The organism is Bathymodiolus heckerae thiotrophic gill symbiont, assembly GCF_900128515.1.
Taxonomy (GTDB): domain Bacteria; phylum Pseudomonadota; class Gammaproteobacteria; order PS1; family Pseudothioglobaceae; genus Thioglobus_A.
In genome coordinates this window covers 1-15052 of sequence record NZ_FQTP01000033.1, presented here as the reverse complement: position 1 = coordinate 15052, position 15052 = coordinate 1, and the positions used below count along the sequence as shown (strand labels likewise).

Annotated in this window: 16 protein-coding genes; 12 read left to right on the top strand and 4 right to left on the bottom strand. The window is 39.9% G+C overall.

Annotation, left to right across the window (positions count from 1 at the left end):
• From BTHERMOSOX_RS05580 to BTHERMOSOX_RS05570, 3 genes are all read right to left on the bottom strand, one after another.
• Nucleotides 1–920, bottom strand: a 920-nt coding sequence (locus BTHERMOSOX_RS05580; RefSeq protein WP_171004658.1) for an aspartate carbamoyltransferase catalytic subunit, incomplete at its 3' end; no start/stop codon positions are given.
• Nucleotides 917–1336 carry a Holliday junction resolvase RuvX gene (gene ruvX, locus BTHERMOSOX_RS05575; protein WP_138120136.1) on the bottom strand — a complete coding sequence of 140 codons (420 nt, stop codon included), beginning with the start codon at nucleotides 1334–1336 and terminating at the stop codon, nucleotides 917–919. The genes ruvX and BTHERMOSOX_RS05580, both read right to left, overlap by 4 nt.
• Nucleotides 1333–2538, bottom strand: a complete 1206-nt coding sequence (locus BTHERMOSOX_RS05570; RefSeq protein WP_138120135.1) for a lytic murein transglycosylase — start codon at nucleotides 2536–2538, stop codon at nucleotides 1333–1335. Before BTHERMOSOX_RS05570 ends, ruvX begins: the two co-directional genes overlap by 4 nt.
• 12 nt (nucleotides 2539–2550) lie before the next feature.
• Between BTHERMOSOX_RS05570 and BTHERMOSOX_RS05565 the strand changes: the two genes are divergently transcribed.
• The 3 genes from BTHERMOSOX_RS05565 to crcB are packed head-to-tail and all read left to right on the top strand — an operon-like array spanning nucleotide 2551 to nucleotide 5119.
• Nucleotides 2551–3492 carry an FAD:protein FMN transferase gene (locus BTHERMOSOX_RS05565; RefSeq protein WP_138120134.1) on the top strand — a complete coding sequence of 314 codons (942 nt, stop codon included), beginning with the start codon at nucleotides 2551–2553 and terminating at the stop codon, nucleotides 3490–3492.
• Complete coding sequence (locus BTHERMOSOX_RS05560; protein ID WP_138120133.1) at nucleotides 3489–4730, top strand: replication-associated recombination protein A; 1242 nt, start codon at nucleotides 3489–3491, stop codon at nucleotides 4728–4730. Before BTHERMOSOX_RS05565 ends, BTHERMOSOX_RS05560 begins: the two co-directional genes overlap by 4 nt.
• Nucleotides 4727–5119, top strand: a complete 393-nt coding sequence (crcB, locus tag BTHERMOSOX_RS05555; RefSeq protein ID WP_138120132.1) for a fluoride efflux transporter CrcB — start codon at nucleotides 4727–4729, stop codon at nucleotides 5117–5119. Before BTHERMOSOX_RS05560 ends, crcB begins: the two co-directional genes overlap by 4 nt.
• On the opposite strand, the gene gshB is transcribed toward crcB, so the two are convergent.
• Complete coding sequence (gshB, locus tag BTHERMOSOX_RS05550; protein WP_138120131.1) at nucleotides 5105–6061, bottom strand: glutathione synthase; 957 nt, start codon at nucleotides 6059–6061, stop codon at nucleotides 5105–5107. The genes crcB and gshB overlap by 15 nt on opposite strands.
• A 248-nt stretch (nucleotides 6062–6309) precedes the next feature.
• Between gshB and rimP the strand changes: the two genes are divergently transcribed.
• From rimP to BTHERMOSOX_RS05505, 9 genes are all read left to right on the top strand, one after another.
• Entirely contained in the window at nucleotides 6310–6771 is a 462-nt protein-coding gene (rimP, locus tag BTHERMOSOX_RS05545) for a ribosome maturation factor RimP (protein ID WP_138120130.1), read from the top strand.
• A gap of 9 nt (nucleotides 6772–6780) precedes the next feature.
• Nucleotides 6781–8256, top strand: a complete 1476-nt coding sequence (gene nusA / locus BTHERMOSOX_RS05540) for a transcription termination factor NusA (protein WP_138120129.1) — start codon at nucleotides 6781–6783, stop codon at nucleotides 8254–8256.
• Nucleotides 8257–8313: 57 nt separating this feature from the next.
• Complete coding sequence (gene infB, locus BTHERMOSOX_RS05535; RefSeq protein ID WP_138120128.1) at nucleotides 8314–10758, top strand: translation initiation factor IF-2; 2445 nt, start codon at nucleotides 8314–8316, stop codon at nucleotides 10756–10758.
• A gap of 6 nt (nucleotides 10759–10764) precedes the next feature.
• Nucleotides 10765–11103, top strand: a complete 339-nt coding sequence (gene rbfA, locus BTHERMOSOX_RS05530) for a 30S ribosome-binding factor RbfA (RefSeq protein WP_138120127.1) — start codon at nucleotides 10765–10767, stop codon at nucleotides 11101–11103.
• Nucleotides 11104–11109: 6 nt separating this feature from the next.
• Nucleotides 11110–12021, top strand: coding sequence for a tRNA pseudouridine(55) synthase TruB (truB, locus tag BTHERMOSOX_RS05525; RefSeq protein ID WP_138120126.1), 912 nt, complete (start codon nucleotides 11110–11112; stop codon nucleotides 12019–12021).
• A 15-nt stretch (nucleotides 12022–12036) separates the two neighbouring features.
• A complete protein-coding gene (locus BTHERMOSOX_RS05520) occupies nucleotides 12037–12675 on the top strand; it encodes a hypothetical protein (RefSeq protein WP_138120125.1) in 639 nt (212 codons plus the stop codon).
• Nucleotides 12672–13280: a YceH family protein gene (locus BTHERMOSOX_RS05515; protein WP_138120124.1), complete on the top strand. Its 609-nt coding sequence runs from the start codon at nucleotides 12672–12674 to the stop codon at nucleotides 13278–13280. Before BTHERMOSOX_RS05520 ends, BTHERMOSOX_RS05515 begins: the two co-directional genes overlap by 4 nt.
• A complete protein-coding gene (gene purD, locus BTHERMOSOX_RS05510) occupies nucleotides 13277–14548 on the top strand; it encodes a phosphoribosylamine--glycine ligase (protein ID WP_138120123.1) in 1272 nt (423 codons plus the stop codon). The genes BTHERMOSOX_RS05515 and purD overlap by 4 nt, the downstream gene beginning before the upstream one ends.
• 113 nt (nucleotides 14549–14661) lie before the next feature.
• Nucleotides 14662–15052 (top strand): FAD-dependent oxidoreductase (locus BTHERMOSOX_RS05505; protein WP_138120122.1); only part of this gene is annotated, 391 nt, incomplete at its 3' end.

Genomic DNA, 15052 nt, shown 5'->3' with positions numbered 1-15052 from the left:
GCAATGCCGTTAGTAACTTGTTGCAGGATAATTGATTGGTTGCCATCAGCAACAGATGAGTCAATTTCTACGCCACGGTTAATGGGGCCTGGATGCATAACAATGGCATCTTTTTTGGCAAGTGCTAAGCGTTCAGGGGTTAGCCCGTAATGGTCAAAATATTCTTGCTCATTAGGAATGTCAGCTTCAATCATGCGCTCTTTTTGTAAGCGTAATACAATAATAACGTCACAGTCTTTTAGGCCTTTATTGATATCATCAAAGCAGGCTACCACTTCACAGCGCGCTGAATCATGTTGTAGGCCTTCTGGCGCAATTAGACGAATATCAGTCGTACCTAGTGTTTTTAAGGCTTGGATATTTGAGTGTGCTACTCGAGAGTGGGTGATATCACCAACAATAGCAACAGATAAATTTTCAAAATTTGGTTTATGCTGGCGGATGCTAAGCATATCAAGTAATGCTTGAGTTGGATGTGCGTTGGTGCCGTCACCTGCATTTAAAATAGCCACACCATCTAGATGGTGTGCTACATGATGTGGCATTCCTGATTGCTTATGGCGAATGACAAACATATCAATTTGCATTGCCTTTAATGTATGCATGGTATCCATCAAGGCTTCGTTTTTCTTTAAAGCGGAGTTAGCTAAATCAACGTTAATGACATTGGCACTACTACGCATGGCAGCAATTTCAAAGGTGTTTCTAGTACGGGTAGATGGCTCAAAAAATAGATTGGCAACTGACATATCGTCCAATGCTTTGGATTTTTTTAGATTACCATTCTTGTCAATTAGCTTGTCAGCTTTATCTATGATTTCAAGCAAGTGTTCTTTGGATAAATCTTCAAGACCTAATAGATGAATTAACTTGCCAGAATCATTTAGCTGAATGTGGTTGTTAATCGGGTCTTTTTTCATGAATTTCCTAACCAGGTTTGTAGTATCAGAGCTGCTGAGAGTTTGTCAACCTTACTGCGATCTGCGTTCTTATGATGATGATTATATTTTAGTTGTTTTTTGGCTTCATTGGATGATAAATATTCATCAACAAAAACCACGTCAATGTCATAGCGAGTAGTAAGTTTACGACCAAAAGACTTGGCGATAAAAGTCATCTCTTGCTCTTTGCCATTTTTATCGTAAGGCACGCCAACAACAAACAAATTAACGCTGTGTTGCTTGATGATTGTGTCAAAGCCGTCCCAATTAGTGGCGCCATTTTTATGATGGGAGACAACATCTATGCCATTGGCCTGCTGAGTTAAGCTATTGGCAATAGCAACACCAGTGCGTTTGGTGCCAACATCAAAACCTAGATAAGTCTCAATATTCATTTAGAAATGTCTTTAAGCTGTTGCAAAAGCTGGTAGCCAACGTAGCCATCAATTGGTAGGTTGTTAACGCGCTGGTATTGGCGTGTTGCGTTGCGGGTTTTTGGTCCAGATATGCCATCTGGCTTCCCTGTATCAAAATCTAGTTGGTTGAGTTTGGTTTGAATTAACACCGTATCTTCACGACTTAATGAGGGCTCGGTAATAGGCTTGGCGACTAACTGACTTGTGCCTGCTAGACGGTCAGATAAGTGGCCAACAGATAAGGCATATAAAATAGAATGATTCCAGCGTAGGATTGCATGAAAATTACGATAGGTTAAAAAAGCAGGGCCGTTGTAGCCCATTGGTAATATTAATGAGGCTTTTAAAGTTGAGTTTGGTAAGTTGTTGTGTTGAGCGGTACGTACACCTAGAGCTTGCCATTCATTGACTGTTTTTTTGGTTTTTAAATTGGCAAGCTGGTAATCAAAATTAGTTGGAATACTGACTTCACATCCCCAACGCTCACCTCGATGCCAGCCGATTTTTTGTAAAAAATTTGCAGCACTGGCAAAGATATCTTGGGTATTATCCCACAAGCCAACTTCACCATCGTTGTCAGCATCAATACCGTAAGCTGCAACATTGGTCGGCATGAATTGCACATTGCCCATCGCACCTGCCCAAGAGCCTTTAGCATCTGCTGGGATTTTCCCTTCATCAATCAATTTAAGTAAGGCCAATAATTGTTTGGTAAAAAAATCACGACGACGCTGGTCGTAGCTAAGCGTGGCTAAAGACCTAACTAAGCTTAAGTCCCCAGTATAGGTTCCATAGTTGGTTTCCAAGCCCCAAAACGCCACCACAATATGTGCTGGAACGCCGTATTTTTGCTGGTTTTTTTGTAAGGTTTGTTGATGAATTTTTAACTTTTCAGCGCCATTATTTAAGCGATACTCACTCACTCTAGAGCCTAAATAACGCCAAAAATTTTGACTAAATTCTGCCTGAGTTCGATCAAATTTAAGCACTTTAGGGTTGAGGGTAAGTGCACTTAAAGCTTGTTCAAGCGTAGCATTAGAAATGCCTTGATCTAGTGCCTGATGACGAATATCAGTCATGAACGCCTCAAAACTTTGGGCTTCAGGCGCATTCTTTGGCGCTAGGGTATCATTGGCATAAGCCCAGCCAGAAAATAATAAGCAAAATATCAATCGAAACATGACAAAATTATAATGCCTAAACGACTGATTATTTTTCTCTTTTTAAGCTTAACAGGTTGCGACCAAAATCAAACGCTTGAGCAAGTATCTGGTAAAACCATGGGCACAACTTATCTTATTAAAGGTAAAGGTCTTGAGATTGATCAACAACAAGTTGATTTACGCCTTGATCAAATCAACCGAGTTTTTTCTAGCTGGAATAGGTCTTCAGAATTATCTCAGCTTAATCGTCAGCCGACAAAGCATCCAGTATTATTATCAACAGAACTGTCCCAAGTATTAAGCTTGGCAATTAAAGTGCAACAACAAACCGATGGTTATTTTGATCCAGGCCTTGGTCGGTTAATTGATGCATGGGGTTTTGGCGTAACAGAGGTTCTAACAAAACCAGACAGAGCGATGATTGCTAAAGCACTGCTTAATTCTTCGATCTCAAAAACGACCCTAGAAGGGCAAACATTCAGTAAGCAAATTGATATCGATTTAAACCTATCAGCAATTGCCAAAGGCTATGCAGTAGATGAGATTTATAAGTTGTTAGATCAGCAGGGTGTTGAGCGATTTATGTTGGAAATTGGTGGCGAGATTAAAGTTAAAGGCAGTTGGACGATTGGTATTGAAGCGCCTGTGGGGCAAGTACCTGTTAAAATTAAGCTGGCTGATGAGTCAATTGCTACCTCAGGAAATTATAGACAATATTTTGTTTGGGAGGGTAAGCGCTACGCCCACATCCTTGATCCACATACGGGCCTGCCTGTGAATAGTGATTTATTCTCAGCTAGTGTTATTCATCAAAGCAATCTTTTGGCGGACGCCTATGCCACGGCAATGATGTCAATGGGTAGCGAAAAAGCCATTGAGCTGGCGCAACGACTAAACTTAAAAACAGTGCTAATTTTAGAAAAATGTGACACGCCCTGCTTATCTAAAAATATCGTTAAAATAGGCTTATGAAGCCACTTGCAGAAATACTAAGACCCGATAATTTAGAAACTTTTTGTTCTCAACAGCATTTACTAAATGATGCACACCCACTTAAGCAGGCAATCAATAATAAACAATTGCATTCAATGATTTTATGGGGGCCATCGGGTGTGGGGAAGACCACCTTAGCGCGCATTATGTGTGCTCAAGTTGAGGGTTATTTTGTACAACTTAGTGCAGTGTTAGATGGCGTTAAAGAATTACGCACAGTGATTGAAAATGCCAAAAAATATCAAAATATAGGTCAGCCAACAGTGTTGTTTGTGGATGAAATTCACAGATTTAACAAGGCTCAGCAAGATGCTTTTTTGCCGCATATTGAGTCTGGCTTAATCACCTTAATTGGCGCTACAACAGAGAATCCATCGTTTGAACTGAATAGAGCCTTGTTATCACGCGTTAGTGTTTATGTATTGGAATCGTTAGATGAGGCCGGTCTCATGCAAATATTACAGCGCAGTCTTGAGCACTTGAAACTGATATTAAGCCAAACCTCTCAAGAAAAGATTGTGGCCAGTAGCGGTGGCGACGGCAGACGACTAATCAATATCGTTGAAAAAATTGATCAGGCAAAATTAAGTCAGTTGGATGAGAAAAGCATTGATCAATTTTTACAAGATAAAGTGGCTAGTTTTGACAAGGGTGGTGATATTTTTTATCAGCAACTATCGGCCTTTCATAAGTCAGTACGTGGCTCATCCCCAGATGGCGCCTTGTATTGGATGGCCAGAATGCTGGTGAGTGGTTGCGATCCAAAAACCATTGCCAGACGATTGCTCGCAATTGCTTCAGAAGATATTGGTAATGCCGATCCAAGAGCGTTAGAAATTACGCTAAATGCTTGGAATGTGTTTGAAAGATTAGGCGATAAAGAGGGTAATCGAGCCATTGCACAAGCAGCAGTTTATTGTGCCGTTGCACCTAAATCCAATGCGGTTTACAAGGCCTTTAATCAGGCTATGATTGATGCTAGACAAACGGGTGATTTGCCAGTACCAAAGCACTTGTGTAACGCACCAACAGGATTGATGAGTGATTTGGGCTATGGGCAGGAATATCGTTATGCACATGATGAAATTGACGGCATCAGTTATGGTCAGAGCTATTTTCCACAAGCGCTAGGAGAGCAGAATTATTATGTGCCAACTGACCGAGGGTTAGAGATTAAAATTGCAGAAAAGCTTAGAAAAATACGAGGAGAATCATGACATTATTACCCACTATTTTGGCCGTTGGAGCGGGCGCCACTATTGGTGCCAGCGTGCGTTATTATCTCACTCAGTTTATGAATGCAACGATGGGATCATCATTTCCGTATGGCACCTTGAGTGCTAATATTATCGGCTCGTTCTTAGCGGGTATTTTGGTGGTGGTTGTTTTGGAAAAAGCCGCCTTGCATGAGGCTTATCGTTTATTACTTTTAATTGGTTTAACGGGCTCATTAACAACCATGTCAACCTTGTCATGGGAGTCGGTAGAGATGATCAGCTTAGGTCATTATGGTCAGGCTGGAATTAATATTTTGCTTAATGTGCTGTTGTCTTTGGCAGCTGCAGGTGCAGGCGTAGCATTGACTCGATATTTATTTTCTAGCTAGTTTTTTCTCAATTTCATCGAACAGTACACCAGCAATACTTAGGTTGAATTGTTCGTCCAACTCGCGAATGCAAGTTGGGCTAGTGACGTTAATTTCAGTAATATAATCACCAATCACATCAAGGCCAACAAACATCAAGCCTTTGGCTTTTAGAGTGGGCGAAATTTGCTTGCATAGGTATCGATCTCTATCAGATAGTGGCTGACCAACGCCAGTAGCGCCTGCGGCTAAATTACCTTTAAAGCTACCTTCAGCAGGCAGTCGTGCTAATGCGTAATCAATAGGCTCACCATTAATTAGTAAAATACGTTTATCGCCTTGGGCTATTTCAGGTAAAAATTCTTGAGCCATAATCGGCGTGTTGCCTTGATGGGTAATGTAATCAAGCACTTCATCAATATTGCTATCACCCCATTCAAGCTTAAAAATATCCTTACCACCCATGCCGTCAAGTGGTTTAACCACACTAATGCCTTGAGTTTTAATAAAGACCTTAAGTCGATCTTTGTTACTACTAACAAGGGTTTTAGCAATACAGTGAGGAAAATTTAAAGCAAATAATTTTTCATTGACATCGCGCAAAGACTGGGCTTTATTAACCACAAGTACGCCTTTGTTTTCAGCTTGCTCTAAGAAATAAGTGGCGTAGATATAATTCATATCAAAAGGCGGATCTTTGCGCATTAAAATGACGTCAAAATCATCAAGTGGTAAGTCTGCTTTTGGCTCTTGCTCATACCAATGAGTGGTGTTGTCAAACACACGAGTCTTTGCACAAGTTGCTAGAACTCGCCCCTCTTGGGCGAATAGATCGTTAGAGTCAAATGTATAAATTTCCCAGTGACGCCTGCTTGCCTCAAGCATCATTGCCAAAGAAGAGTCTTTGTGGGGTTTGATGTTTTTGATGTCATCCATCAATACGCCGATTTTGATTAGTTTCATAATGGTTATTATAAATTATCTGAAGAGAATTAAAGTGACTTGAGCTTAAGTGGTTGATAAATCTAAAAAAGTCAGTACAATTTAGAGTTGAGGAGAGATAAAACTTGGCATATACAACCCTAACACTAGGACATTTACAAACTCAAGAAATAAAGTTTGCCTCCTGTAGTGTTCTCTTGGACGTCGTTATGCTTCCCCCTTTCTAGGGGGTTTTTGTTATGTAGAAAAAATAGGATAGGCAAACTTAGATGGCAAATATTACAGACAAAATTACCAATTTAATTGCACCTGTATTGGAAGATATGGGTTATGAGCTGGTAGGCGTTGAATATATTGCCAGCGGTAAGCACAGTACTTTACGAATTTTTATTGATACTGAACATGGCATTGGCATTGAAGACTGTGAAAAGGCATCGCACCAATTAAGTGCTATTTTTGATGTTGAAGATCCAATTGCGAGCCAATATAATTTAGAAGTGTCTTCGCCCGGTATTGAGCGACCATTATTTAATATTAGTCATTACCAGCGTTTTTTGGGCAACGACATAAGGCTACGTATGGTTAGACCAATTAATGGTCAGCGTAAATTTAAAGGTGCGATTGGCAGTGTCAGTGAGTTAAACAATAGCATAGAGCTAGTAACAGAATTGGGTCCAGTAACATTGGACATTGATATGATTGAAAAAGCGAATTTAGTCGCTGATTTTTAGGAGAAAAACATGGACGGTAAAGAATTATTTTTGATGGTTGAGGCAATCTCTAATGAAAAAAACATCACCAAAGAGGATGTATTTGAATCATTAGAAGAGGCGTTAGCAGTCGCTACCAAAAAGCGTAAAGAAATTGATGCTCATGTAGAAATTGACCGTAAAACCGGCGAATTCCATACCTTTAGACAGTGGATGGTCATTGATGATAAAGAGAACTTTGTTGACGATGACGGCACACCATTTGATACTGAACTTCATATTTATGAAAAAGATGCAGGCGGTGTTGCCATTGATGATTTTGTACGTGAGCCAATTGCAACTGAAGAGTTTGGTCGTATTGCAGCACAAATTGTTAAGCAAGTTATTATCCAAAAAGTACGCGAAGCTGAAAGAGAAGTAATCGTTGAAGACTACACCAAACGTGTGGGCGAAGTAATTATGGTAACGGTGAAGCGCGTTGATCGCGGCAATGTTTATGTTGACATGGGTGGTGTTGATGGCATGATCTCTAAATTTGATTTAATTCCAAACGAATCAGTACGTAAGAATGACCGTCTAAGAGCTTATATTAAAGAGGTTAAATCTTCGGTTCGTGGTGCACAAATTTTTCTATCACGTACCGTGCCAGAAATGATGATTGAACTATTTGCAATGGAGGTTCCTGAAATTTCTGAAGGAGTGATTGAAATTATGGGTGGTGCTAGAGATCCAGGTTTGCGTTCAAAATTAGCAGTAAAGGCTAAAGACAAGCGCTTAGATCCAATTGGCTCTTGTATTGGTATGCGTGGCGCACGTGTTCAAGCGGTTTCAAACGAGCTTAATGGCGAGCGTGTTGATATTATTTTATGGGATGAAGATCCTGCGCAATTTGTTATTAATGCAATGGCACCAGCAGAAGTTAGCTCTATTATTGTTGATGAAGATCGTAATGCAATGGACATTGCTGTTGAAGAAGATCAACTGGCGCTTGCGATTGGTCGTGGCGGTCAAAATATTAAATTAGCAGCACGCTTAACTGGCTGGAAACTGAGTGTTATGTCAACTGCAGAGGCAGATGAAAAACAAGCGGAAGAGTCACAAAAAGCCAGCGAAAAATTAGCTGATAAGCTTGGTGTAGATAGCGAAGTAGCCGGCGTTTTATTGGAAGAAGGTTTTACAACGGTGAGTGATATTGCTGATGTAGATTCAAAAGTATTAGAAAACATTGAAGAGTTTGACGCCTCAGTGGTTGAAGAATTACAAGAACGTGCAGCTGATGCACAGTTAGTACAAGCGTTGGGTGATGCTGATGCCTCTGAAGTGCTAATGAGCGTTGAAGGTGTTGATGGAGATTTGGCTGATGCATTAATTGAGGCTGAAATTACAACAGTTGAAGATCTAGCAGAGCTATCTATCGATGAGTTACTTGAAGTTCAAGTTATGGACAAAGAAAAAGCCTCAGGTGTTATCATGACAGCAAGAGAAAACGAAGGATGGTTCGATTAATAAATAGCAGTAAGAAAAAGCGCTAAATTAATCATTACAAAAAAATAGGCAAGCACTATGGCACATACAGTTGAAACATTATCTAAACTTCTGAAAAAGACACCTGATGAGGTGATTACAATTCTAGCGAGCGCCGGCATTGAAGGCAAAAAAGCTGATTCAGGAATCTCTACTGAGGAAAGAAAAATTTTAATGGGTAGTTTGTCAAAACGCTCATCAAGCAAATCTAGCATCTCAGTTTCACGTAAGCCAAGCAGCAAATCAAGCAGCAAAATGGGTGATGGCATTAAGGTGCAAGTCAAGAAAAAACGCGTTAAGCAAGTTGCAGCTGTTGAAGAAGAAGTTGTCGTTAATAAAGCAGCTTTAGCAGCACAAGCAGCGCTAGATGCGGGCCGTGATGCTGATGAAAAATTATTAGCACAAGATGCTAAACGCCTTGAGATGACGCGTTTACAAAAAGAACAAGCTGATACATTAAAAAATCAACAAGAAAATGTTAAGCAAGAGCAAAAAGAAGAAAAAGAGCAAGAGGTTGCTAAAAAAGTAGCTGAAAAGAAAGCGGAAGATCAAAAACCTAAGCGCTTACATAAAGCGCCACCAAGTGGCAACACTGCTGGCCGTAGAAAACAACTACATGTAGCAAGACATAATCCGAATCGTAGACTTAAGAAAAAAGATAGAACGCGCTTAAGTCAAAAGATTCAAGATGAGCAAGCACAGCATGGCTTCCAAAAGCCGGTTGAAAGGGTAACTTATGATGTTGCTGTTCCTGACAATATTAAAGTTGGTGATTTAGCACAAAAGATGGCAACCAAAGCTGGCGAAGTGTTAAAAGTACTTATGGGCATGGGTGTAATGGTAACGTTAAATGATGTTATTGACCAGGATACTGCATTATTAGTGGTTGAAGAAATGGGCCATAAAGGCATAGTTAGTGTTGAAGAGACAATCGAAGACACAATGATTGAAAAAGCAAAGCCAATGGGTGACGAAAGTCTAAGGCCGCCGGTGGTAACTATCATGGGTCATGTTGATCATGGTAAGACGTCATTGCTTGATTACATTCGTCAAGCCAAAGTGGCAGATGGCGAGGCAGGCGGGATTACTCAGCATATTGGCTCTTATCAGGTTGATACAGCTAATGGCAAGATTACTTTTATTGACACTCCAGGACACGCTGCATTTTCAAAAATGCGTTCACGTGGTGCCAATGTAACAGACATTATTATTTTAGTGGTTGCCGCAGATGATGGTGTTATGCCGCAAACAGTTGAGTCAATCAAGCATTCTAAAAAAGCCGGCGTGCCAATCATTGTTGCAATTAACAAAATTGATAAAGAGGGTGCCGATCTTGATAAGATCAAGCAAGTATTGTCAACTCATGATGTTATTTCAGAAGACTGGGGTGGCGACGTAATGATGATTCCAGTATCAGCTCATACCGGTGAAGGCATTGATACACTGCTTGAAGCGATTTCATTAACAGCAGAAGTATTAGAATTTTCAGCGGTGGTCAAGGCGCCTGCGAATGGTACGGTGCTTGAAGCACGCCTAGAGAAAGGTCGAGGTAAAGTAACGACAATTTTGGTTCAATCAGGCACGTTGAAAAAAGGTGATATTATGATTGCTGGTTTGGAATACGGTAAAGTTAAACAAATTGTAGATGACCAGGGTAAAGTACTTAAAGAAGCAGGCCCATCAACACCAATTGAAGTATTGGGCTTATCTGGTGTGCCAAATTCTGGTGACGAAGTGCTGGTTGTTGAATCTGAGCGTAAGGCACGTGAAGTCGCTGACTTTAGAAAGGCCAAAGAACGCGAAGCAGAATTACAGAAGCAGCAAGCTTCTAAAATGCAAGACTTCTTGCAGAAAATGGAAGAAGGCGATGTGTCAACGGTTAATGTACTGCTTAAATCAGATGTTCGCGGCTCAGCACAAGCATTGGTCGAGGCGTTAGAAGAATTATCAACTGATGAAGTTAAAGTTAAAGTGGTATCTAGTGGTGTTGGTGGTATTAACAATACCGATATTAACTTAGCGGCAACCTCAGGTGCATTGGTACTTGGTTTTAATGTACGTGCCGATGCAGTTGCGCGTAGAACGGCTGATAACGAAGGTGTTCGTATTGAATATTATTCAATTATCTATAACCTAATTGATGACGTTAAGGCGATCATGAGTGGCTTATTGAGCCCTGCATTGAGTGAAAATATTATTGGTATTGCCAATGTTAAAGATGTATTCCGTTCGCAGAAATTAGGCGATATTGCTGGTTGTATGGTTGAAGAAGGTGTGGTTAGAAAAGACTCGCCAATTCGTGTACTACGTGATAGTGTGGTAATTTTCGAAGGCGAGTTAGAATCATTGAGACGCTTTAAGGATGATGTTAAGGAAGTTAAATCAGGTACTGAATGTGGCATTGGTGTTGCGAATTATAATGATGTTCAGCCAGGTGATCAAATCGAAGTATTTGAACGTATTGAAACCGCCCGTACTTTATAGCGCACAATGAAACAACAGGATTCATTTAGAATTGAACGTATTAACGAATTGATTCGTCGAGAGTTGGTGACGTTATTAAAAAACGAAACTAAAGATCCAAGATTGGCCAACATTAACATTACCGATGTTTTGACCAGTCGCGATTTGAGCGCTGCCAAAGTATATTACACCGTATCAGAAAAAGATAAATCTGCTGTTGTGCCTTTATTGGCGAAAGCGTCAGGTTTTTTTCGTTCGCGTTTATCAAAAACAATAGATTTACGTCATACACCAGCGCTTAGATTTATCTTTGATCCTGCTCCGAATACAGGCGCAAGAATTGACGATTTATTAGCCAAGCTATAAAGTTCTGTGTCACGGCTCAATGCTAAAGGCAGAGATATTAATGGTGTTGTTCTATTAGACAAAGATATAGGTCTAAGCTCAAACGCCGCCTTACAAAAAGTTAAGCGACTTTTCTTTGCTAAAAAGGCAGGACATACAGGTAGTTTGGATCCACTTGCCAGTGGCATACTGCCTATTTGTTTAGGTCAAGCAACCAAAGTGGCTCAATTCTTACTTGACGACGACAAGCGTTATTTTGTTCGTGGCAAGCTTGGTGAGAATACTGATACGCTCGATTGTGAAGGTGAGGTTATCCAAACCCAAGGATACAAGCATTTAAGCGAATCAGCTATCAAAAAAGCCATAATGAGTTTTGTGGGTGATATTTTGCAAATACCACCTATGTATTCAGCATTAAAAAAAGATGGCCAGCCTTTGTATAAACTAGCTCGACAAGGCATTGAAATTGAGCGCCCTGCGCGCCCAGTGACTATTCATAACATTGATTTTATTAGCTATGAGGACGGAATACTGACACTCGATGTTAGCTGCTCAAAGGGTACTTACATTCGTAGTTTAATTCAAGGTATTGGCGATCAACTCGGTTGTGGTGCGCATGTGATTGAATTAAGACGCACAGGATTTGCACATATTGATATTAGTGAAACCATTAAATTTTCAGAACTTGAAGCATTAGCTAGTGATGATTATCAGCAGTTAGATGCACATATTTTCCCCAGTGAAAATATGTTGCCTACCATTGAAAGTGTTACTCTTGATGAAAAACAAGCTGAAGATATTAGATTTGGCCGAGCTGTTTTTGGCAATAGGCAAGGTTCGTTACACAAGGTCAAACTATTTGATCAAAATCAAGTGTTTCTGGGTATTGGGGAATTGTCCGAAGACGGAATGATTCAGCCCAAACGATTATTTGTTTAATCTATAATTTATCAGATGAATATTGGAGACAATAAAAAAGGCGCCTTAGTCGGATACGGTTTTGATGAAAACCTAATGCGTAGCGTTAAGGGCGATGAAAGTTTAAAAGACAGCGTCTATAATCGAGAACGCACACACAATATTGTCGATAAAAACATTGATGAATTGATGGATGTGATTTTGTTCTTGTTATTATCTACTGGTATCTATCGAATTGTTATCGGCCTTAATAATGGCGAGATCAGAACCTCATCCGTATTTGACCCATTTAATGTCGAGATCCATTTAGCTGAAGATCTACTTGTGACAGATTATGTTTTTAACCACTTTGGTATGATTGCATTGGATGAAAAAGAAGCGCTCATTAAACGTTATTATCAAATGCTTGAGCATGATGAAGCTTTTGATTATCTATCTGATGAATGGCAAGAGGCATTTCATCAGCGCAATCAAAGTATGAAGCAACTTACTAATGAAAATGAGCTTAGATATATTGTTGAACATATCCCAGCACTTAGAAATTTAGATGGCTACTATTTGCGTTCAGCTGTGATTAATTTATTCAATTCTACAATTTCAATGTCATTTAATTGCGATGGTACGCAAATTATGTCGCATCAAAAATTTAAAACCTTTGTTAAGGAGTATTTATGATTGAATTAGATGTTTTAGAAGCCAGAGTTTTGGGCTGTTTAATTGAAAAAGAAGCCACTGTGGCTGACAATTATCCGCTGACGCTAAATAGTTTAAAACTAGCGTGCAATCAAAAATCCGCACGCCATCCAGTGATGAATATTGCCGATGGGGAATTATTGCACTGCGTTCATCTTTTAGCTGAAAAATCTCATATTCTAGTGGAAGATAACTTTGGCAAAACTGAAAAATACCGCCATCGCTTTGATCGCATCTTAGAAACTGATAAGCCCGGCTTATCAGTTGTTGCGATTTTATTATTAAGAGGTGAACAAACTTTAAACGAAATTTATACGCGCTCAAAGCGGATTTTTGCTTTTGATACTCAGGCTCAAACTTATGATGAATTACTTAAGTTAGTAGAAAATGGATTAATTATCAAATTGCCAAAACGCGCTGGTACTAAAGAGCATCGTTACATACATCAGCTTTGTGGGAAAATTGATATTAATACAGACGAATTAAACACCCCTCAATTAACCCCCTTGGAGGAAAAGGTGGCAATACTTGAGGCTCGTGTTGATGAGTTACAAGATTTAATTGATGAGTTGATGGAAAAAATATGAAAGTTTTGGTAATTGGCGCTGGTGGGCGTGAGCATGCACTGGCTTGGCAGTGTGCCAAATTTGATACAGTAAAAGAAGTATTTGTAGCACCGGGTAATGCAGGCACTGAGTCAGAATCTAAGCTTACGAATATTAATGTGGGTGCAGAAGACATCGACGGACTGATTAAATTCGTCAAAGATAATCAAATTGATATTACTATTGTTGGCCCAGAAGCGCCACTGGTTATTGGTGTGGTTGACAAGTTCCAAGCGCAAGGCTTGGCAATTTTTGGCCCAACTGAAGCCGCTTCACAATTAGAAGGCTCAAAAGCTTTTTGTAAAGATTTTCTTGAGCGTAACAATATTCCAACAGCTTATTACGGCGTCTTTACTGAAGTGGCACCAGCAGTTAGTTATGTAGAAGAAAAAGGCACACCAATTGTTATTAAGGCTGATGGCCTGGCTGCAGGTAAAGGTGTGATTATTGCCAATACAGAAGCAGAGGCCATTGAGGCTATCAATGATATGTTAGAGGGTAATCGTTTCGGTGAGGCGGGTTCACGTGTTGTTATTGAAGAGTTTTTAGTGGGTGAGGAGGCGAGCTTTATTGTTATGGTTGATGGTAAGAATATCTTACCAATGGCAACTTCACAAGATCACAAGGCTAGGGATAATGGCGATAAAGGCCCAAATACAGGTGGTATGGGTGCATACTCTCCTGCACCAATTGTAACTAATGAAATTTTTCAGGCAGTCATCGATCAAGTTATTCGTCCAACAGTTGATGGCATGGCTGATGAAGGCAACTCATATACGGGATTTTTATATGCTGGTTTAATGATTGATCAAAACAATCAATTTAAAGTACTGGAATATAACTGTCGTTTTGGCGACCCAGAAACCCAACCAATTATGATGCGTCTTAAATCTAACTTGGCCGAGCTTTGTTTGTTGGCAATTAAAGGCAAACTAGATGAGGCGAGCATTGAATGGGATAAACGTTCAGCCATGGGTGTAGTGCTAGCAGCTAATGGTTATCCGGATTCATATCCATTAAATGAAGTGATTGGCTTGCCTGCAGATACCGATGATGCTAAAGTATTTCATGCGGGTACTAAGATGAACGGCAACGATGTAGTCACAAGTGGCGGTCGTGTGCTTTGTGCAACAGCACTTGGTGCAGACACTAAAGAGGCAAAAAAAAATGCCTATGCTTTACTTAAAAAAATCAATTGGCCGACAGCATACTATCGTACAGATATCGGATTTAAGGCATTTAAAAACTAACAGTAGTCCCAACTTAACCATCCTTTTTAAATTTTTTTTTAATGACAATCACTTTAAGATAAAGGTAGTATATTTAGTTAATGAAAATAGATATTTTTACTTGAGGACATAGTATGAAAGTTTTGGTTGCAGGTAGTGGGATTATAGGTATTGCTTCGGCATATTATTTGGCAAAATCTGGTCACAAGGTTACCGTTATTGAGCAAGAGTTAGAGCCAGCATTGGGCGCTAGCTTTGCTAATGCAGGACAATTGTCATACGGCATGTCATCACCTTGGGCTGGGCCTGGCATTCCTGTGAAGGCTATGAAATGGCTAGTAGCTAAGTATGCACCTTTGATCATTAACCCGAAGCTAACATTTTCAACGATTAAATTTCTATTTAGAATTTTGAGAAATTGTACCGCGAGTCGCTATGAGATTAATAAGTCTCGCATGGTTCGAGTGTCAAAGTATTCTCAGCAGGCAATTGCTGAGATGGTTAAAGAGCATGATTTTGATTTTG